16 protein-coding genes are annotated in these 20,039 nt (G+C 70.6%); 8 read left to right on the top strand and 8 right to left on the bottom strand.

Features of this window, described 5'->3' with window-relative positions; translation table 11 throughout:
* Positions 1–34 precede the first annotated feature (34 nt).
* Together D3230_RS12355 and D3230_RS12350 are read right to left on the bottom strand one after the other, a co-directional pair.
* On the bottom strand, positions 35–247 hold the full coding sequence (locus D3230_RS12355; protein WP_202345347.1) for a helix-turn-helix domain-containing protein: 213 nt from the start codon (positions 245–247) through the stop codon (positions 35–37).
* 8 nt (positions 248–255) lie between these two features.
* A complete protein-coding gene (locus D3230_RS12350; protein WP_202345346.1) occupies positions 256–666 on the bottom strand; it encodes a hypothetical protein in 411 nt (136 codons plus the stop codon).
* Positions 667–881: 215 nt separating this feature from the next.
* Between D3230_RS12350 and D3230_RS12345 the strand changes: the two genes are divergently transcribed.
* The 3 genes from D3230_RS12345 to D3230_RS12335 all read left to right on the top strand — a co-directional run bounded on the left by D3230_RS12345 (position 882) and on the right by D3230_RS12335 (position 5,042).
* Positions 882–1,964, top strand: a complete 1,083-nt coding sequence (locus tag D3230_RS12345) for an NADH:flavin oxidoreductase/NADH oxidase (RefSeq protein ID WP_202345345.1) — start codon at positions 882–884, stop codon at positions 1,962–1,964.
* Positions 1,965–2,027: 63 nt separating this feature from the next.
* Positions 2,028–3,302, top strand: coding sequence for a winged helix DNA-binding domain-containing protein (locus tag D3230_RS12340; RefSeq protein WP_202345344.1), 1,275 nt, complete (start codon positions 2,028–2,030; stop codon positions 3,300–3,302).
* A gap of 12 nt (positions 3,303–3,314) precedes the next feature.
* Complete coding sequence (locus D3230_RS12335; RefSeq protein ID WP_202345343.1) at positions 3,315–5,042, top strand: cation:proton antiporter; 1,728 nt, start codon at positions 3,315–3,317, stop codon at positions 5,040–5,042.
* Positions 5,043–5,454: 412 nt separating this feature from the next.
* Here D3230_RS12335 and D3230_RS12330 read toward each other — a convergent pair whose 3' ends face one another.
* Positions 5,455–6,030 (bottom strand): isochorismatase family protein, encoded by a 576-nt coding sequence (locus D3230_RS12330; protein ID WP_202345342.1) that lies wholly within the window; start codon positions 6,028–6,030, stop codon positions 5,455–5,457.
* Positions 6,031–6,071: 41 nt separating this feature from the next.
* Positions 6,072–6,560 (bottom strand): Lrp/AsnC family transcriptional regulator, encoded by a 489-nt coding sequence (locus D3230_RS12325; RefSeq protein ID WP_087012056.1) that lies wholly within the window; start codon positions 6,558–6,560, stop codon positions 6,072–6,074.
* A gap of 189 nt (positions 6,561–6,749) precedes the next feature.
* Here D3230_RS12325 and ald point away from each other — a divergent pair, with 189 nt between their 5' ends.
* Both ald and D3230_RS12315 read left to right on the top strand, forming a co-directional pair.
* On the top strand, positions 6,750–7,877 hold the full coding sequence (gene ald, locus D3230_RS12320; protein WP_202345341.1) for an alanine dehydrogenase: 1,128 nt from the start codon (positions 6,750–6,752) through the stop codon (positions 7,875–7,877).
* 23 nt (positions 7,878–7,900) lie between these two features.
* Positions 7,901–8,356 (top strand): hypothetical protein, encoded by a 456-nt coding sequence (locus D3230_RS12315; RefSeq protein ID WP_202345340.1) that lies wholly within the window; start codon positions 7,901–7,903, stop codon positions 8,354–8,356.
* A gap of 412 nt (positions 8,357–8,768) precedes the next feature.
* On the opposite strand, the gene D3230_RS12310 is transcribed toward D3230_RS12315, so the two are convergent.
* Genes D3230_RS12310 through D3230_RS12300 form a run of 3 tightly spaced genes read right to left on the bottom strand, consistent with a single transcriptional unit; the run spans position 8,769 to position 14,886 of the window.
* Positions 8,769–10,004 (bottom strand): pyridoxal phosphate-dependent aminotransferase, encoded by a 1,236-nt coding sequence (locus D3230_RS12310; RefSeq protein ID WP_202345339.1) that lies wholly within the window; start codon positions 10,002–10,004, stop codon positions 8,769–8,771.
* On the bottom strand, positions 10,001–11,218 hold the full coding sequence (locus D3230_RS12305; protein WP_202345338.1) for a DUF998 domain-containing protein: 1,218 nt from the start codon (positions 11,216–11,218) through the stop codon (positions 10,001–10,003). Before D3230_RS12305 ends, D3230_RS12310 begins: the two co-directional genes overlap by 4 nt.
* Positions 11,215–14,886: a TM0106 family RecB-like putative nuclease gene (locus tag D3230_RS12300; protein ID WP_202345337.1), complete on the bottom strand. Its 3,672-nt coding sequence runs from the start codon at positions 14,884–14,886 to the stop codon at positions 11,215–11,217. Before D3230_RS12300 ends, D3230_RS12305 begins: the two co-directional genes overlap by 4 nt.
* Before the next feature lie 319 nt (positions 14,887–15,205).
* Between D3230_RS12300 and D3230_RS12295 the strand changes: the two genes are divergently transcribed.
* Positions 15,206–16,804 carry a DEAD/DEAH box helicase gene (locus tag D3230_RS12295; protein WP_202345336.1) on the top strand — a complete coding sequence of 533 codons (1,599 nt, stop codon included), beginning with the start codon at positions 15,206–15,208 and terminating at the stop codon, positions 16,802–16,804.
* A 96-nt stretch (positions 16,805–16,900) separates the two neighbouring features.
* Here the strand turns inward: D3230_RS12295 and D3230_RS12290 are convergent, their stop codons facing one another.
* Complete coding sequence (locus D3230_RS12290; protein ID WP_202345335.1) at positions 16,901–17,152, bottom strand: hypothetical protein; 252 nt, start codon at positions 17,150–17,152, stop codon at positions 16,901–16,903.
* A 175-nt stretch (positions 17,153–17,327) separates the two neighbouring features.
* On the opposite strand from D3230_RS12290, the gene D3230_RS12285 reads away from it, so the two are divergent.
* Positions 17,328–18,551, top strand: coding sequence for an MFS transporter (locus D3230_RS12285; RefSeq protein ID WP_202345334.1), 1,224 nt, complete (start codon positions 17,328–17,330; stop codon positions 18,549–18,551).
* Between the two features lie 179 nt (positions 18,552–18,730).
* Positions 18,731–19,822, top strand: coding sequence for a DUF4349 domain-containing protein (locus tag D3230_RS12280; protein ID WP_202345333.1), 1,092 nt, complete (start codon positions 18,731–18,733; stop codon positions 19,820–19,822).
* The last annotated feature ends 217 nt before the right edge of the window (positions 19,823–20,039 follow it).

The raw sequence follows: 20,039 nt of genomic DNA, 5'->3' as shown, positions 1-20,039 counted from the left end.
GGGAGGCTCCTCGGGGTGGGGGTGACGTGGCGGCTCAGCGCCCGGGCAGATCCGGTAGTTCGGGATCGAACATCTCCTCGATGGGCCGACCGAACAGCGCGGAGAGGCGGAACGCGAGCGGGAGCGAGGGATCGTACTTGCCCGTTTCGAGGGCGTTGACGGTCTGGCGAGACACCCCCAGCGCCTCGGCCAGCGCCCCCTGAGTCAGGCCGCGCCCCTCGCGCAGGCTGCGAATCGTGTTCTTCACGCCGACGCCTACCGGCGGGACGTGGCCACCGCGGCCACCACCCAGCCCGACATGCCGGCGACGAAGATGATCCAGCTCGGAATGGGAACCTCCCACACGAAGTCGAGGAATCCTACGACGACCGCCGTGAGCATCGCGACCGCGAAGCCCCAGCTCAGGGCCATGGTCAGCGTGCGGGTCTGGTACTCGTCGAGGCCGCGGATGAACTGGAGCACGGCGGCAAAGGCGAACCCGACGGGCACGATCGGCGCGAGCAGGATCGGGATGCGCCAGGCCGAGTCGACGTTTTCCTGGGCGGGCATCGCGACAAACAGCACCACCAGGTAGGCGAGCATACTGATCCCGAAGCCCCAGAAATAGCGACGCAGCCTACGCCGTTCGCTGGGACCGAGCTTCGTGCTGTCAAGTTCACTTGTCATACTGACAGTCTGCCGGGCCGCGCAGCGCGATGTCAAGCGACCTTGACATGGGGTGTTGGAATCCCGCCAGACCCCGAGGCCGCGGCGGATCTGCCCGCGAGAGTTCAATGCCGCACCGTATCCCCGCAATACGTGTGCATTCTTGCGGTCTCGCCGCCCCGAGGGACGCGAGCCGGGCCCAGCGGTGCCCGGTTGCGCGCCAGTAGACTTCCGACATGGCGAATCCGCACCTCTTCCGCCCGATCACGCTGCGCGACGTCGAAGTCCGCAACCGCCTCTGGGTCTCTCCCATGTGCCAGTACTCGGTGTCCGAACACGACGGGGTGCCGCGCGACTGGCACCTGCAGCATCTCGGCGGACTCGCCCGCGGCGGGGCAGGGCTCGTGATGGTCGAGGCCACCGCGGTCGTGCCGCAGGGCCGGATCTCACCCCGTGACCTGGGGCTCTGGGACGACGCACACATCCCGGCCTTCGCGCGACTCGCGGAGATCGTGCACGCGCACGGTGCCCGCATCGGCGTGCAACTGGCTCACGCGGGGCGCAAGGCCTCGACCTATCCGTGGCTGCCGGGCTTCCCGGGCGGGACGCAGCCGGCCGCCGCGGGCGGCTGGGACACCGTCGGGCCGTCGGCGCTTGCATTCGGGGAGTATGCGCCGCCGCGGGCACTCGACGCCGCCGAGCTGCCCGGCATCGTCGCGGCATTCGTCGCGGCCGCGAACCGCGCCGTGTCCGCGGGCTTCGATGTGCTCGAACTGCACGCCGCCCACGGCTACCTCCTCCACTCCTTCCTCTCGCCCTTCTCGAACCGGCGCGAGGACGGCTACGGCGGCGACCTTCCCAGCAGGGCGCGCCTACTGCGCGAGGCAACGCGCGCCGTACGCGCGGCACATCCCACCGTTCCCCTCGTGGTCCGCATCTCCGCGACGGAGTGGGTGGACGGCGGGTTCGACCTCACGGACGCGCGTCAGCTCGTCGATTGGCTCGCCGCGGACGGGGCCGATCTCGTCGACGTGTCCTCCGCCGCAAACCTGCCGCAGGCCCCGATCCCGGTCGGCCCCGGATACCAGGTGCCCCTCGCGTCCGCGCTCCGCGACGGCCCGCTCCCGGTCGGCGCCGTCGGGATGATCACGAGCGCCGTCCAGGCCGAAACGATCCTCGCAACCGGGCAAGCCGACATCGTCTCGCTCGGCCGGCCGCTCCTCGGGGACCCGCACCTCCCGCTGCGCTGGGCGCGCGAACTGCGCGCGCCCGCCGCGGAATCCCTGCTCCCACCGCAGTACCACCGCGCCCGATTGTAGGCGGCAGCGCGACCGGGCGACGCTGACCGAAGCGCTGTCCGAGGTGCCCGCTACACTCGCCACATGACTCAGATCCTCCAGCCCGCGGACGTGCGCGCGCTCCGCCTCCGCGCTCAGTGGCTGCGCGACAGCGGTGCCGGATCGGGCGCGAACGAGGGTGCCGGATCCGGCACCGAGCGCATTGCCGCGGTCGCCCGGCACATGCTCGCAACGCAGGGGCAGGACTGGCGCTCGGCGCGCTGGGCCCTCGGGGTCCGCGCGCCGGGAACCACGGTCGGCGATGTACACGCCGCCTTCGCCGCGGGTCAGATCGTGCGGTCCTGGCCGATGCGCGGCACGCTGCACATCGTGCCCGCGGAGGACATCGGATGGATGCAGGGGGTCACGAATCACCGCGTGCTCGCGGGTGCGCCAGCGAGGCGCCGGATGCTGGGGCTCACCGATGCGATGCTCGAGCGTCTCATCGACGTCTCGCTCGCGGCCCTCCACGGTGGCGCCGCCCTCGATCGCGATGCGCTCTCGACCGCCTGGACGGAGGCCGGCATCGACTGGCAGAACGGGTGGCGCTATCACGTGATCTGGTGGCTGTGCCAGAACGGGCTCGCCACCTTCGGGCCGGTCCGGGATTCCGGCGAGCCGATGCTCGTGCGCGCGGACGAATGGATCACGGCGCCGCGCACCCTCGTCGGAGACGAAGCGCTGACGACGCTGGCCACGCGCTACGTTCAGGCGCGCGGGCCGGTGCGGGATCGCGACCTCGCCTGGTGGACGGGCCTCACCCTTCGCGAAGTCCGGCACGGTCTCGCCCTGGCACAGGACACGGGCGACGTCACCACCGCGACGCTCGGGGCGACCGACGGACCGATGCTGTGGCTCGATCCCGCACAGCTCGATCCGGCACCGCTCGACCCGGCACCGCTCGATCCCGCACCGCTCGGTCCCGCACCGCTCGATCCGGCACCGCCGCATGCTTCACCGCGCGTGTCCGCCTCCGGGTGGCAGCTCCTGCCCGCCTTCGACGAGCATCTCCTCGGCTACACCGACCGTGAGGCCCACCTCGCGCCGGAGCACGCCGACCGTATCGTTCCGGGCCGCAACGGAATGTTTCTCGCGACCGTGGTCGAGGCCGGCCGCGTGCGCGGCACCTGGAAGCGCGGCACCCGAGCCCGCAGCGGCGTCGAGGTTTCGCCGTTTCCCGGGGACCGCATCGACGCCGCGGCCATCACCGCGCCACTCGCCGCGTGGCATGCCTTCCACGGGAGTGAACCGCTGCCCCCGAGCCTGCGGCCCGCTGGCGAAACTCCGTCCGCGACCGCACCCCGATCCGCCAAGAAATGAGAACCTAGACCCATGGAAGTTGCCCTGATCGCGGTCATCGCCGTCGTCGTCCTCGTCGGCGCCTCGATCCTGGGCGGCCGGATTGGCATCGCGGCACCCCTCGTGCTCGTCGTCACCGGCATCGGGGTCGGATATCTCCCGTTCGTGCCGCTCGTCGAGATCGACCCCGAGGTGATCCTGCTCGGCGTTCTGCCACCCCTGCTCTACGCGGCAGCGGTCAACGTACCGCTCGTCGACTTCCGACGCAACATCCGCCCAGTCGTCGGCCTCTCCGTGTTGCTCGTGATCATCACCGCGGTGGTGGTCGGCGCGGTCCTCCACTTCGCGGTGCCCACGATCCCGTTGCCGGTGGCAATTGCCCTCGGGGCCGTGATCAGCCCGACGGACGCCGTCGCCGCGACCTCCATCGGCAAGCGACTCGGCATGCCGGATCGCGTCGTGGCCATCCTCGAGGGCGAAAGCCTCGTGAACGACGCCAGTTCCCTCGTGCTCCTCAAAACCGCGATCGCCGCGGTCGCGGGCGGCTTCATGTTCTGGGACGCCGCCGGATCCTTCGCCTTCTCAGTGACGGCGGCCATCGTGGTCGGCGGCCTGATCGGCGTCATCACCGTCTGGATCCGCTCGAAACTTCGGAACCCGGTCTACGACACGCTCATCTCCTTCACGGTTCCCTTCGTCTCATTCATCCCGGCCGAGGCCATGCACGCCTCCGGTGTCCTCGCGGTCGTGGTCACCGGCCTGTACACGGGACACCACGCCGCGCGCCGCTTCAGCGCGACCGCGCGCATGAACGAGCGACTGAACTGGCGCACCGTGCAGTTCGCGATGGAGAACGGGGTGTTCCTGGTCATGGGCCTGCAATTGCACGCCCTCGTCGAACACGTGGGCGAAAGCCCCCTGCGACTCCCGCACCTCGCCCTCATCTCGCTCGGCCTCGTTGCCGTACTCATCGGCTGCCGCGCGCTCTTCATGGTGCCGCTCATTGCATCCATGCGTGGTTCCGTGGACCGGTACGAGCAGCGGAGCAATGGCTTCACGCGGCTGGCGCGCCGGGCCCGAGCGGAAGAGCGCCCCGACCTGCGACGGGCTGAACGCGCCGAACGACTCGCAGAACGCACCCTCGCCGATCTCGAGCACGAGCGCTCGCAACGACTCGGCTGGCGCGACGGCGCGGTACTCTCCTGGAGCGGGATGCGAGGTGTGGTCACGCTCGCTGCGGCGCAATCGATCCCCGTCGGCGTCCCCTACCGCGCCCAAGTTATCCTGATCGCCTTTGCGGTCGCCGTCATCACCCTGTTGTTGCACGGCCTCACCCTGCCGTTCGTCATCAACAAGCTGTGGCCGAACGGTTCGAAATCCGGCGCGAGCTCCGCTGAACTCACCGCGCTCAAGGGCGACCTCATGGAGGCCGCCGACTCCGCGATCGACGACGCCCTGGCCAGCGCCGATGAGGACCAGCGCCCCGTTCCCGAGGAGATCGTGAAGCGCGCACGCGCCAGCGCCCGCAACAGCCTCACGCCGATCACCCTGAGCCACGGGGCCACGGGCGGGCTGCTGCTGCCCAGCGAAGAGACCCCCGCGCGCGCCTTCATTCGGCTGAGCCGCGTGGCCCTCGAAGCCCAACGCACGGCCCTGCTCGACGAACGCGCGCTCGGCCGCTACAGCTCCCCCGCGTTGCGCGCCGCGGAGCTCGCGCTCGACGCGCACGAGACCCGCCTCACCCCGCCCGGCGCGGAGTAGCGGGAGGCGGTGACGCCGGACCTCCGGCTGTTCTCCCCGGAGCCTCGGCAAGAGGTCCCGATGACGCCGCCAGGAAGCGGTGCTCCGTCGCGGTGTTCCGCCCGCAGCCTGTCGCCTGCCGAACCCCGCAGAAGAACGCCTATGGCTCCCACGTTGACGCGCACCCGGCACCTCGCGCCCCGCACACCCGCGCCCCGCGCACCGGCACCTCGCGCCCCGCACCTCGCGCACCGGCACCCCGCGCCCACACCGACGCCCCATGCACTCACGCCCCACACGAGGGTTTTTCGCCAAACCGAGCCATTTTCCGGCGAAAACGCGCCTGTCTCGATAAATTGCCTATAGCTGGGTGAGCGAAAAGCGAGAGCCGGGGCAGCCCTTCCGAAACGGGGCATCACCCGGAGACGCGGACCTAGCGAATCTCGACACCGGCCGCTGCGAGCTCGCGGAGCGCCGCGGCGGAACTCTCCGGCGCCACGCCGGCGATGTGCTCCGAGAGCACTCGCACGTCGAGCCCGGCCGCACGGGCGTCGAGCGCGGACGCTCGCACGCAATAGTCCGTCGCGATCCCGACGACGTCCAGCGCGTCCACCCCCTGGTCCAGAAGGATCTCGGCAAGGCTTCGGCCGTCTCCGGTCACCCCTTCAAACGCCGAGTACCCGTCGTTCCCCATCCCTTTGCGCAGGTGCACGTCGATGCGCCCGAGCGGCACCCGCGGGTGGTACGCGGCCCCGAACGTCCCCGCGACGCAGTGCACCGGCCAGCTGGTGACGAAGTCCGGCTCAGTGCCCGGAGCGGCGAAGTGCCCGCCGTTGACACTGTCGGCATCGTGCCAATCGCGGGAAGCGACGACGAGCGCGTAGCGATCCGGCACCGCATCAAGGAGCGGCTCGAGGCCCGCGGCGACCGCGGCCCCGCCCGTAACTCCGAGCGCTCCGCCCTCCGTGAAATCATTCTGCACGTCAACGATCAGCAAGGCCCGGCTCATGCGCCCTCCAAGAGTGGAACTGGAACGGAACGCTTGCCAGCCTACGCCGAACGGACGGGATTCTGGTGATGACTGAACACGATGCTCGTCCGAGTGGCTGACACGGCGGGGTGGGCCGAGAGATGTTCCATCACGAAATCGCGGACGTGATCGGAATCCCGGGCCGCCAGGTGAATGATGAAGTCCTCGACACCACCCAGGAAGTACAACTGCATCACCTCGGGCAGGCTCCGAAGCGCGTCGCTCATCTCGGAGATCCGCTGCCGGGCGCCGGAACGCACGGTCACGCTGATGAGCACCTGCAGGCCGAGGCCCATTGCACGGGGATCGACACTTGCCGTGAACCCGGTGATGATCCGGCGCGACACGAGGCTGCGCACCCGGGCGATGCACGTCGATGCGGCCACCCCCACACGCTCAGCGAGCTCCGCATTGGTGATGCGACCATTGGACTGCAGTTCTTCGACGATCTTGCGGTCAACATCGTCTAATTCCAGTTCAGGGTGCAGATTCTTCGATACCTCTGACATCGGCCACCACTCTCACTCGCAGAATTCCCACTCACACGACTAAATCCGAAGAGAATTCAACTATTTGCTACTGATTACGAATATACTGCACTATTAGTAGGTTCCACCGCATCCTGCGACGTCACGTTGGGTCGGGGTTGGGTGGTTCCATCTGCACACCATTACCCACCGATTTCTTTGGAGCATGTCATGCGCGTCGGTATTCCCACCGAGATCAAGAACAACGAGAACCGCGTCGCCATCACTCAGGCCGGCGTCGTCGAGCTGACCCGCCGCGGTCACGAGGTCTTCGTCCAGGCCGGTGCCGGCCTGGGCTCGGCAATCACCGACGCGGAGTACATCGCCGCCGGTGCCACCATCGTCGAGGGGGCGGACCAGGTCTGGGCTGACTCCGACATGATCCTCAAGGTCAAGGAGCCCATCGCCTCCGAGTACGACAAGATGCGCAAGGGCCAGGTGCTCTTCACCTACCTGCACCTCGCAGCTGACCGCACCCTGACGGACGCCGTCCTGAAGTCCGGCACCACCGCCATTGCGTACGAGACCGTGCAGCTCGCGAACCGCGGCCTGCCGCTGCTCGCCCCGATGTCCGAGGTCGCTGGCCGTCTCTCGGTGCAGGTCGGCGCATACTCGCTGATGAAGGCAAACGGTGGCCGCGGCGTCCTCCTCGGCGGCGTCACCGCGACCCGTCGCGGCAAGGTTGTCGTCATCGGCGGCGGTGCCGCCGGCGAGCAGGCCGCTCGCATTGCGTACGGCATGGGCGCAGAGGTGACCGTCATCGACATCTTCATCCCCCGCCTGAAGCAGCTGGAGGACGAGTTCAACGGTCGCATCCAGACGCGCACCTCGAACGCGCACAACATCACCGAGGCGCTCAAGGACGCGGACCTGGTCATCGGCTCCGTGCTGATCCCGGGCGAGAAGGCACCGAAGCTCGTCACCGACGAGATGGTTGCGCAGATGAAGCCGGGCTCGGTGCTCGTCGACATCGCGATCGACCAGGGCGGCTGCTTCGAGAACTCGCGCCCCACCACGCACGACGATCCCACCTTCCCGGTGCACAACTCGATCTACTACTGCGTGGCAAACATGCCCGGCGCGGTCCCCGAGACCTCGACCGCGGCGCTCACCAACGCCACCCTCCCCTACGTCGTGTCGCTCGCCGACAAGGGCTGGGTTGCCGCGCTGAACGCTGACGAGGCGCTCGCAAAGGGCCTCAACGCACACGACGGCGTGGTCACTTTCAAGGGTGTCGCCGACGCGTTCGACGGCCTGCCGTTCTCGACCGTCTCGGACGTGCTCGCAGCCAACGCGTAAGCAGAGGGCGTACGCTAGATCCTATGGATCTGAAGTTCAGCTTCGGAGGGGCGTCACCGGATCATCACGATCACGGTGGCGCCCCTTCGGGCGTTTCCCTCCCCCTGACCGCAAAGCCCGTCTCGCTCGGCCCGGCGAGCAGCTCGCTCGACATTGTGCTGCGCCGCACCGGCGCGACACTCGTCGCCGAGGCGGTCTCCGGTGACGGCGTAACTTATGCTCGCGCCGAGGTGGACACAGCGCCCGAACCGGCCCCCGAAGCGCTCGCGAAGGCCGCACGCTCGGCGATCTCTCGCGCGGTGGCCGAGCTCGAGGGGCCCATGTCGGAATCCGTCACCGCCGTCGTGGTCGACCTCGGAACCGATTCCGTTGCGCTCATCACCGCGCTCGGGATCAACCTCGCAGACCCGGTCGTTGATGCCGCACTGCAGCGCCGCTCGGGGATCGCCATGGGCACGCCGGTCCGCGTCGCCGACTGACCCGAGCTGACCGACCGGCCGTACGCCGCTCCGGCCGTACGCCGTGCCGCGCCGATCGTACGCCGGCCGCCCGCGCGCCCCGCGTGCGTGCGCCCCGCGTGCGTGCGTGCGTGCGCCGCGCGTGCGTGCTCACGACGGGCCCGAACGCGCCGTCATGCCCGCGCGCACGGTCCAGCTCGAGGCATTTTCTCCAGCCCGAGGGATTTTCCGTGGAAAATGCCTCGTGCTGGAGAAAATGCCTCAGTTCGGGCGGGGCTCGGGACGGGTGTCGCCCTCGTGCCCGCCCTTGGCCTTGGCCCTGACCTTGGCCGGGGCCCTGGCCCTGCCCCCGGCCTCGGCCCCGGCCCCGGCCCCGGCCCCGGCCCCGGCCCCGGCCCTGACCTCAGCCTTGGCCCTGGCCGCGACCCTGGCCCTACAGCGTGGCTTGGAAGCGGATGATTCGCTCGAGCGCCTCCGCCACCGCGCTCTCCCCCGCCGCGTAGGACAGGCGCACGGCGCGGTGCCCCGCGGCAGAGTCGAAGTCCGTCCCGGGCACGACCGCGACGTTTGCGCCCTCGAGCAGCGCCCGGGCGTAGCCGGAGGAATCCGCGAACCGCTCCAGTTGCGGCCCCAGCTCCGAGTAGTAGTAGAACGCCCCGTCCGAGGGCGCCGCCACGCCCCACTGCAGCTGCGGCTCGGCGTCCAGGATCAGCGCGCGGGCGCGCCCGAACCCCGCGACCACCGCGTCCCGTTCCCCGTACGCCTCCGCGCTGAAGGAGCGCATCGCGAGTTCCTGGGCGGGCGCGGGCGGCGACAGCGCGAAGTTTGAGGCCAGCGCCTCGACGGGTGCCACCAGCGCCTGGGGCAGAATCGCCCACCCCAGCCGCCAGCCGGTCATGCCCCAGTACTTCGAGAACGAGTTGATCACCACGGCCTCGGGGTCGAGTTCCCGCAGCGTAATCCCGCGCGGATCCGCGGCCCCGGGCTCGGGGAAGGTGATGCCGTGGTAGATCTCGTCGCTGATGATGCGCACCTCGTGTGCGACACACCACGCGACGAGCGCGGTCAGCGCCGGCCGATCGAGCATGGTCCCCGTCGGGTTCGCGGGCGAGGCGAGAATCAGCCCGTTGAGCGGGCCGTGCTCCCGAACGGCGGCCGCGAGCAGCTCAGGGCTCGGCTGGTACCGCGTCTCCGGGCCGGTCGGGATCTCGATGACCTGCACCCCCAGCGCGGTCAGGATGTTGCGGTACGCCGGGTAGCCCGGGCTCGCGAGCGCGACCCGGTCGCCCGGGTCGAATGCGGCGAGGAACACCAGCTGAAACGCCCCGGACGATCCGGTCGTCACGGCGACCGTGGCCGGATCGACCTCCACGTCGTACCAGGCCCGGTAGTGGCCCGCGATCGCCTCGCGCAACGGCGTCGTACCGAGCGGACCCGTGTAGCCGGCGGGCTTCAGGGTGCCCGGTGCCGGACGCGCGCTCGGCTCCCCCGCGCACAGCGACACCACATCGTGGCCGTCGGCGCGGCGGCGCGCAATCTCATCGGTGATCCGCATCACCTCGAAGGCGGGGATCTTCGATCGCTGGGACGCCGCGAGCGGCGCGATGCTGGGTGCCTCCCCGAGCCTGCGGGAAGGCGGAGTCTTGAACGGTCCGCCTGGTGTGATCATGCCTCCACGTTAGCGGGCCGCGGGGCGGCAGCGTCGAGGTGGCGCAGAAAGATGATGAGCCAGGCGAAGATGATGCCGGCGGCGACAAGTTCAAAGGCGGCAAGGTTGTAGTACTGCACCGGCCAGAACAGAATCGCGGAGAACGCGATCCCGATCAACACGATGTCGGAGAACAGCAGGAACGCGCGAGAGAAACCGTCCAGGATCCAGCGCAGCCCGATGAGCACACCCCCAAACACGACGGCCATCCCGGTGGCGAAAGTGTTGTGGATGATCAGGCTCTGATCGACGGGGACGAGCCCGACGCCGGCGAGGCACGCCCCGATCGCCACGAACGCCCACCCGACGATCGCCGGCTTCCGGGTCCGACTCGGGGGCGCGGCACTCGCCCACGCGTCAAGCGCCGGCGCCATCAGCGAGGCCAGTGCCGCCAGCAGCATGCCGCCCACGACCAGGGTGAAGTTGAAGACCAGCACGCTGATACCGCTGCCCGCGCCCAGCTCGCTGAAGTGGAGCTGCCACCACTCCGCGTCGCTGGTGGTGAGCATGGCGACCACGATCCCACCGATCATGAACACGGAGAACAGCCCGGAGAGCCGGGAGGTGGTGAGGTCCCCGCCGGAGAGCGTTCCCACGTAGCCCGCGGCGGCACCGAGCAGGACCGTGATCATGATGCTCGTGAACGCGTCGACCTCGAGACCGAGGAAGCCACGCACCAGCACCGAGGTGAGCAGTCCCACCACGAGCAGCGTGATCCCGGCGTGCACGAGCGCGATTGCCAGGGCGTTGATCACCGCTTGGGTCCGCACCGCCCAGCGCGGCCAGCCCGGGATGGGCGGAAGCGGCGCACGCAGATACTCGACCACCGCGGCGATACTCGCGGTGACCGTGGCGAGCACCAGCCCGACGCTGCCCGGCGACACCGGCCCCCACAGCGGCACCGCGTCGTGAAATGCGATCAGGCCGGTCACCGCGGCGACCACCGCCGCGATCGCCGCGGCAGCGAAGGCCCGAACTTCGCGCCGGCTTCCCGAAGAGTCCCGCACGCTCTCCGCCCCCGGGTAGAGCAGCGCGAACAGCGCGTCAACGGCGCGATGCAGCCGGGACCGCGGCGCGTGACGGGCCGGCTGGGCTGGCTGGGCTGATCGAGCTGATGGATCCGATGGGGTCGCGGGGCTCGACGATGCTGATGACGCTGACGCGGGAGGGGTCATGCGCTCAGTGTAGGAGGCGCGAGGTCACCTCCCACGGCGGCACGCTCGGTGAGCCGGAGGTACCCGGAGAGGGCGCTGAGGCCCTCGGCGGACTGCGGGAGCCCCTCGCCCAGCCGGTCCGAAGACACGAGGTGCGCCGCCCACTGCGCGCGGCTGATGGCCACGTTCAGACGATTGCGCATCAGCAGAAACTCCAGCCCGCGCGGCACGTCTTCGGCGCTCGACGCGGCGAGGGTGACAATCGCAATCACGGCTTCGAGTCCTTGGAAGCGATCGACGGTGCCAACGCGAATCTCCGCGAGCCCCGCCGCCGCGAGCGCGTCGGAGACGGTCTCGACCTGCGCGTTGTAGGCGGCGACCACGATGATGTCGGCGGGCGTCAGCGCCCGCGCGGGCGCCGCGCCGACGCGGACCGTGCCGGCGAGGACCTGCTGCGCCAGGTGCACCGCCGCGGCCGCTTCCTCGGGCGAATGGGTGGCGTTGCCCCGGTGCGCGACCGGGTGCCACACGAGCCCCGCGGGCCCGCAGCCGACGACGTCACGGGTGCCCGCCGCGGGGTGCGCGCTGAGCCGCCCCTCATAGGACAGTTCGGACACTACCCCGGCCAGTTCTGGGTGGAGGCGACGCGTTTCGGCGAGGAAGTAGCCGAGCTCCGGCGGGAGCGTGTCGTGTTCTCCGATGACCCAGGCGAGCGCCGAGGTGTCGACCGGCTCCGGGTGGCTGCCTTGGGAGACCTGCGGGAGCTGCTGCGGGTCGCCGAGCAGCAGCAGACGCTCCGCGGATACCGACGCCGCGATCGTGGGCGCCAACGAGAACTGTCCGGCCTCGTCGATCACGAGCAGGTCGAGGCTGCGCCGAGGGAACCGCTCCTCGTGGCTGAAGTCCCAGGCGGTGCCCCCGACGACGCAGCCGCGGCCCGCCTCGCCGTGGTCACGCAAGAATCCGGCCTGGCCGCCCACCCCGAGCACGGTGTACTCGGGTGGCACGGCGTCGGGATCGAGGCGACCGCCCTGCGGGACCTTGCCCACCACCGCGGGGTCGACGCCGGCGGAGATCACCCCGTCGAGCACGTTCTCCACGACCCGATGAGACTGGGCGACGACCCCGACCCGCCAGCCGTTCTCCTCGACGAGCCGTTTGATGACCCGGGACGCCAGATAGGTCTTCCCGGTGCCCGGCGGCCCCTGGACGGCGAGCGCGGAGCGATCCAGCCGTCGCACGCTCGCGACCACCGCGCCAATCGTGCGCGCCTCGGGGTCGCCGCCGACCGTGTCGAGCGCGAGCTGTGATGCGGGATCCACGAGCGGTCCCCCGCCCACGAGCCGTGGGGCATCGCGTCGCAGCAGATCCACCACGGGATCCGCCGGCGCGGCCCCCGCGGCGAGGCCGTCGGCGAGCGCCTCTCCCCACTCCTCGATCGCGCTCCGCTGCCGGCCGGCGTTCGGTGGCGGGCCCGGCACAAGCGCAACGGGGAGCGTGTCGTACGGGGTCGCATCCCGCGGCAGCATCTCCTCGATCACGATGCCGTGCTCGTCGCGTTCCACGATCTTCACGCGCTGCGCGGTCCGCTGCCCCGGGAAGGTCCGCGGGTCGGCGAAGGGTGCCGGCGGCGCGTACAGCACGTAGGCCTCGCCGCCCGCCTTGGCGGAGCTCCCCGGCGCGAGCTCGCCGCCGAGCCGAACGTGCCGGCGCTCCACGCGCGCCCGCCCCGGAAGATGCCAGTCCTCCAGGATCCGAGTCTGCGCGGGATCCACGACGAGCACGTCCCGGGTGTCCGCCCACTCCTCGATGGGGTCGGTGAGCCGCGCGAAGTGCGCCCACCAGAACGACTTCTGCTCGCGCGCGTGGTAGTCGATCGCGCTTCCGGCGAGGGCCGCGGCCGTGCGCTCGTGCGGGTCCGTTGCGGCCTCCGCCAGCTCCGCGAGCCGCGCCCCGAGCGCGCTGATCTCGAAGGGCTGCGTGGCCTCGGGCACGAATGAAGGCGCTGGGGCGACCCCGTGTTCCGCGGCGATGCCCAGCAGCCAGTCGCGCAGGCGCAGGGTCGAGACGCAGTCGTAGCGGTTGTAGTCGGCGATCGCGGCAAGCCGCGCGTGCCCCGAGGCCTGCTGCGCCGGATCGGGGTCGGCAAGCTGGGCGGTCGCGTCCGCGTACTCCGTCACCGACTGCGCCGCCGTCGTGACGCCGTCTTCGGCTCGGAGCTCTTCCCCCATGTACAGCGGTTCGAGCTTCTTGATCGAGTAGGACCGGGAGCCGACGAGCAGCGCCCGGCGCTCGATTGGGTACAGGTCGACGAGCACCTGATCGCGCAGCAACCCGTCGACCTCGGCCTCACCCACACCGTGACGGGCGGCGATGCTCAGCAGGTGCGTCCGTTCGTAGGCGGCGTAGTGGTAAATCCGCATCCCCGGGAACTGCGCGCGGCGCTCCGCGACGATCTCCAGGAAGTGCAGCAGCGCGGCTTTCTCCGCGGCGAGATCGTGGGCCCACAACGCGGTGAATTCCTCCCGCGTGTCGACGAAGCCGAACAGGTAGTCGATCCCCCACCGCGCGGACGCGTCGGTGCCGGGCTCCCGGTAGAGCGGGTCGCCCTCGAAATCGAAGAACAGGTCTCCGGGATTGGGGGCGGGGATCGCGGCGAGCGCCGCCGCGTCGATGACCCGCACCGGGGGCGGGCCGTTCCCCACCGCCCCGATCTGGGCCGCGGCCTGCGCGCTGAGCCGGGTGAGCACCGCCGGCGCGATCCTGGGAACCTCGGTGTCACCCGCGACGATGCCCGGGAGCGCGTCGGCGATGGTGTCAATCGTGGTGAGCCCGGCCGCCGCCAGAGCGGAGCGCTGCGTGGTGCGCAGGCCGGCGATCAGCAGCGGGTCACGGGTGCGCTCGATCTCGGGCGCGCACACCTCGCAGCGGCCGCACGCGGTGACCTCCGGATCGCCCCAGGCGACCGGAGCCGCACTCTCGCGCCGGCCATCCGCCCCGACGGCGATGGCACGCTCGGTCAGGATGCGGTGGAGCCGCCGCCTGCGCGCCCGGAACACGGGAGCAATATCGGCGATTCGGTGCGTGGACCGGGCCCCGTCGCCGAGGATCAGGGTGGCCTGCGCCGCGACCGGCATGCCGATTCGCTCCAGTTGCTCGGCGTACGCGGCGAGCTGCATCAGCGCAGACACCCGGGCCCGGCGGGCCAGCTTCGTATCCTCGACCTCGTACTCCCCCGTCTCGGTGAGGCGCAGGAAGTCCGCGAAGCCCACAAACGCGAGCTCGGGCTCCTCGGCGGTGCCGGGGCGCTGCGCCGGATCGAAGAAGGTGGCTTGAAACACGACGCCGGCCCGCGCCGCGAGCGCCGACTCCGTCTGGGCGCTCACCGCCAGGAGGTCCGCCTCGGACATCGACGCGGGTCGCGGAATCTCCGCCACGCCACCCGGAGTTGCGGGCCCCCAGACCCCCAGCTCGTCCCGATACGCCGCGAGCGTGCGCTCCTCGTGCGCGTCGCCCAGCCGCGCGGCGCGCGCCAGCATCGGGTCGTCATCCGGCGGCACGCTGACGTTGCGCCCGAAGCGCGCGTCCGCGCGCCGCAGGAACGCGAACTCACAGGCGCTCGCGGCGGTCAGATCGCTCGCGCTCGTGACGATCCGCTCGCCGCCGCTCGGCCGTTGTTGCAGAAACACGGGCGCTCCGTTCCTCGGGTGGATTCCGCGACGGGGGCCACGAAATGAACGCTCTCGACGTTATCGGGTACCACAGACATTCCGCCGATTCTGCGCACAATTGGCGGCTGATCAGCCCGGGGGCGCTAGACTGGTGCGCACAGGGCGTGTTCATCCCGCCCCGCGTCGCTGACTTTCAGTCGCCCGCCCCCGACGGCAGGCCACCAGAACTTTCGCGGCGAACGACTGCGCGATCCCGCGCACTCGCCGAACCCGCAGCATCGCGACGCTTTCGCCGAACCCGGCCCGCCGCGCGCTGCACGTATGCAGAAAGGTCCCTGTGACCGAGACCATCACCCCCACGTTCGAGGCGCTCGGCGTCCCGGCACCCATCGCCGACGCGCTTGCCCGCAACGGCAAGACCGCGCCGTTCCCGATCCAGCGCGACACCCTCCCCGACACCCTCGCCGGTCGCGATGTGCTCGGCCGCGGCCGCACGGGCTCCGGGAAGACCATTGCGTTCGGCATCCCCCTCGTCGCGCGCCTGGCCGAGGACGTCGTCGCGAAGCGCCGCCCGAGCCGGCCCCGCGCGATCGTGCTCGCCCCCACCCGCGAGCTGGTCACCCAGATCGCCGAGACGATCAAGATGCTCGCCGATCCCGTCGGCGTCAAGGTCACCACCATCTTCGGCGGGATCCCGCAGCGCCGCCAGGAGGTCGCACTCGAGGGCGGCGTCGACGTCGTGGTCGCGGCCCCCGGGCGCCTCGATGACCTGATGAAGCAGGGCGTCGTCTCGCTCGACGGCGTCGAGGTCACGGTGCTCGACGAGGCCGACCACATGGCCGACATGGGCTTCCTCCCCGTCGTCACCCGCATCCTGAACAAGACCCCGAAGGTCGGCCAGCGCCTGCTGTTCAGCGCGACCCTCGACAACGGGGTCGACAACATCGTCAAGAAGTACCTGCACAACCCGATCCTGCACTCGGTCGATTCCGCCGAGTCGCCCGTGCCGCAGCTCACGCACCACGTGTTCGAGGTCGCGGGCAAGGGCCAGAAGGACGCGCTCATCGAGGCGCTCGCCTCGGGCACGAGCCGCCGCATCTTCTTCACGCGCATGAAGCACCAGGCCAAGCGCCTCGCGAAATCGCTCACCGCCGCCGGGATTCCGGCGGTCGAGCTGCAGGGCAACCTGTCGCAGAATGCGCGCGATCGCAACCTCGCCGAGTTCGTGAGCGGCGAGGCCAAGGTGCTCGTCGCGACCGACGTCGCCGCGCGCGGCGTCCACGTCGACGGCGTTGAGCTCGTGGTCCACATCGATCCCCCCGTCGAGCACAAGGCGTACCTGCACCGCTCCGGCCGCACGGCGCGCGCGGGGAACGAGGGCGACGTCGTCACGATCGTGCTGCCCGAACAGCGCGGTGAGATGCGCCAGATCATGCGCGCCGCGAAGATCAACGTCGCGCCCCGTCAGGTCAACCCGAGCGCGGCGAGCGTGGATCCCGAGGTTCTCGCGCTCATCGGCGAGGTCGCCCCCCGCGTCGACCCGAAGGAGACCGAACGTCGCCGCGCCGAGGCGCAGGCCGCCCAGCAGCGTGCCGCGGGCCACAACCCGGCCGGCCAGGGCAGCTCCACCGGCGCGAACGCCAAGCGCAAGCGCTCCCGTGGGGGCCGCGGCCGCGGTGCCGGCGATGGCACCTCGCAGGGCGGCGGCCAGGGCCGTGGCGGACAGGGCGGACAGCGTTCCGGCGGCCAGGGTGGACGCGGCGGCCAGGGCCAGGGCGGCGAGCAGCGTCGCGGCCAGGGCAGCGGCCGCGGGCAGGGTGCCGGCCAGGGTCAGCAGCGCAGCCGTGCGCAGGGCGAGGGCGGCGGTCAGCGTCGCACCGGGCGTCGCGCACAGGGCGGCGGCACCGTCTACTCGACGAGCTCGCCGGGCGCATAGCCTCGGCCTGAACACGTCGTGAAACGCCAGGGGCGGCGATGCACTGCGCATCGCCGCCCCTGGCGTTTTCGCGTGTGGGTCGGACCCGACGCGCCACTACGCCTCGTCGAGGACCTCGCGGGTGTCCGGATCCCCGTCGACCTGCTCGGCGAACTCTGTGCGCCGCGCCGTGTCGGGGGATTCCTCTTGCCAGAGTTCTTCGAGGTCGGCGGCCAGCTCGGCCTCCTGCTCTTCGAACTCCTCCGCCCCGGAGACCGGCACCACCGACGCGGCAGTCGCGGCGAGATCCGGCGCGGCACTGACCGGGGAATCGGACGTGGGACCAGGGGTATTCACGACATCATTCATGGCCTCACGGTAGCGCTCTCACACACGGCTGTCCACGGCGGCGCGGCCGCGTCCGCTGAGAGCTGAGACACACCCCACCCCCGCACAACGAAATCCGTGGTTTGCGCCGAAATCCTCCGCGAAATCGTGCCCGCATCGCTAGCGTGGGTAACGATCTCAGTCATATAATCGCCTGATGGGCATTTACGGGCAGCTGAGCAAGAATCCGGGCGTTTTTCGAGTCTTGGGTTCGCAGCTGCTGGCTCGATTTCCGTTCGGGATGCTCTCGATCATCCTGCTGCTGCACATCCAGCAGGCCTACGGTGATTACACCTCGGCGGGCCTCGTGCTCGCCACGCAGAGCATCGGTCAGGCGATTTCCGGGCCCATGAGCAGCCGCCTGATGGGGCGACTCGGCATGCGCCCGGTGCTGTCCGTCACCTCGCTCGTGTGCTCCATCCTGCTGTTCACGATCGCCCTGGTGCACCTGCCGCTCCTGATCGTCGCCGGGATCGCGCTGCTGATCGGGCTCTCCACGCCGCCGGTGACCCCGGCCGTGCGCACGATCTACCCGAAGCTGGTCCCGAGCTCGCAGCTCTCGGCCCTGTTCTCCCTCGACGCCGCCGCGCAGGAACTCATCTGGGTGCTCGGCCCCGTGGTCGCCGTATTTGTCACGTCGCAGTTCGGTACCTCGACCGGCCTCCTCGTGGCCGCCGGGTTCATGCTGCTCGGCGGTGCCTGGTTCATTCTCAGCCCCGCCGTGGGCCGGGTGCAGTTGCTCCGCTCGAGGCGCGGTTTCGGTGCCGTCCTTCGCCATCCCACGGTGATCATCTCAACCGTCGTCGGCTTCTTCTTCGTCGCCTCGTTCGCCGCGATCGAGGCCGGCGTGGTCGCCGCGTTCGCGGGACCCGGCGGCGGGCACGGCAGCATGGAGTCGGGCATCGTGCTCGCGCTTTTCGCGGGCGGATCACTGGTGGGCGGCCTGCTGATCGGGCACCGCGAAATGCGGTCCACCTCGCTCCTGCTCCGTATCCTCGTGGTGCTCGCGGGCACACTCGCGAGCCTCGTGAGCCTCAACATGTGGTGGTTGGGCACGGTCCTCTTCCTGGGCGGCCTGGGCACCGCCCCGGCCTTCGCCGCGATCTCGAGCATCGTCAGCTCGACCGTGAAGTTCTCGGAGACGGCGGAAGCGTTCGGCTGGGTCGGCACCGGCCAGCTCGTCGGAGTCGCGACCGGCTCGGCGCTCGCGGGAATCGCGATCGACATCGCGGGTGCCCACGGCGCCATCGTGGTGTCGGCCGCGCTGCTCCTGATCTGCGCGATCGTCGCCGCCGCCACCATCCGCTGGATCCCGGATCTGCGGGGCCGTTCGATCGAGCCGCCGCCCGAGACCGGCACCGTCACGATCCCCCTGAACTAGCAGGGGCGCGAGGCCACCCGCTCCACCGATGGGTGAGTTTCGGGGGCTTGCCGTGCGGGAAGCCCCCGAAACTCACCCATCGATGCGGTGTGGGGTGGCGGATCACGATTGCGGCACACTCAGGGAAGGCCCAGCCCGTCACCGGCGCGGCTCGAACTCCCGCGGATTAGGGTGTGGGCATGTCCCGTCGACGAATTCTCGCGCTGACCGCGGCCGCCGTGCTGTTCCTGGCCCCGATCTCGGCGTGCGCGCGCTCCGCGGAGTCTGCCGTTTCCCCGCCGCAGATCGGCAGCGAGGGGCCGCTCACCGATGCGGCGCTCCCCGAGGGCGGCGCGGCCGGCGCGCAGCGGGCTGAGGACGGCACCGGTGCCGATGCCCTCGCCGATCGCGCCATCATCCGGTCCGGGGACCTCAGCCTCATCGTGGGCGATCTGGCGGCCGCGAGCGAGCGGGTCACTGCCGCAGCCAACGAGCTCGGCGGCAGCATCGACTCCGAGACGCTCGCGCAGGACTCCGCGAATCTCACCGTCCGGGTCCCCGCCGAGCGGCTCGACGAGGCGTTCGCGCTGCTGAGCGGGATCGGGAAGGTGCAGTCGCAGAGCCGTTCCGCGGCGGACGTCACCACGGTGCACGTGGACCTCGACGCCCGCGTCGCCGCACTCGAGGCCTCGGTCCAGCGTCTGAACGCACTCATCGCGGACGCGTCGACCACGGCGGACCTGATCGAGGCGGAGACGGCGCTCACGAACCGCCAGCAGGAACTCGACGGCCTCCGCGCACAGCTCACCGCGCTCGAGGATCAGGTTGCGGAGGCCACCATCTGGGTCACCCTCTCGCCCGAGCAGGTGCTGCCGGGCGGCGGGCCGGCCACGTTCTGGGACGGGGTCGTCTCCGGCTTCCAGTCCCTCGGGACGGTAGGGGCCGGGGCGCTCGTGGTGCTCGGCGTGCTGCTCCCCTGGCTCGTGCTGGGCGGGATCATCGCGGGGCTTGTCGTGTGGATCGTCCGCGCAGTACGCCGTCGGCGTGTGCCGCGACGTGCGACCGCGACGCCCCCACACACGCCGGCGGAGCCGGGGGCCGCCGATCCGGCATGGTCCGACCCGGCAGGGTCCGATCCGGTACGGTCCGATCCGGCACGTTCCGACCACGCACCGTCAGGTCCGGCACCGTCAGGTCCGGCACCGTCAGGTCCGGCACCGTCAGGTCCGGTCGCCTCACGCCTTCCCGCTTCGGATCACGCGCACCCCGGTCCGGAGCGCAGCGACAGCTAACGCCGCTGCGTCACAGCGCGCGGAATTTGGACCGTTGGTGATGTGGCGCGATCCCGGCCCTGCTCGGACGTGTGGCCCGACCGAAAAAACGGGCGCTCGTTCGCGGACGCGCGGACGCGCGGGTGCCGGGTCAGGCACTCAGCGCCCGACATCGATGCGGAATCGCGTGGTTCACCCCGTGCGCACCACGATCAACCAGCAGGAGATTCACGAAATC

The sequence above is a fragment of the Leucobacter chromiireducens subsp. solipictus genome (assembly GCF_016758195.1).
Taxonomy (GTDB): Bacteria; Actinomycetota; Actinomycetes; order Actinomycetales; family Microbacteriaceae; genus Leucobacter; species Leucobacter solipictus.
Note: the sequence above shows the minus strand (reverse complement) of the source record. Positions and strands in the feature narration are given on the sequence as shown.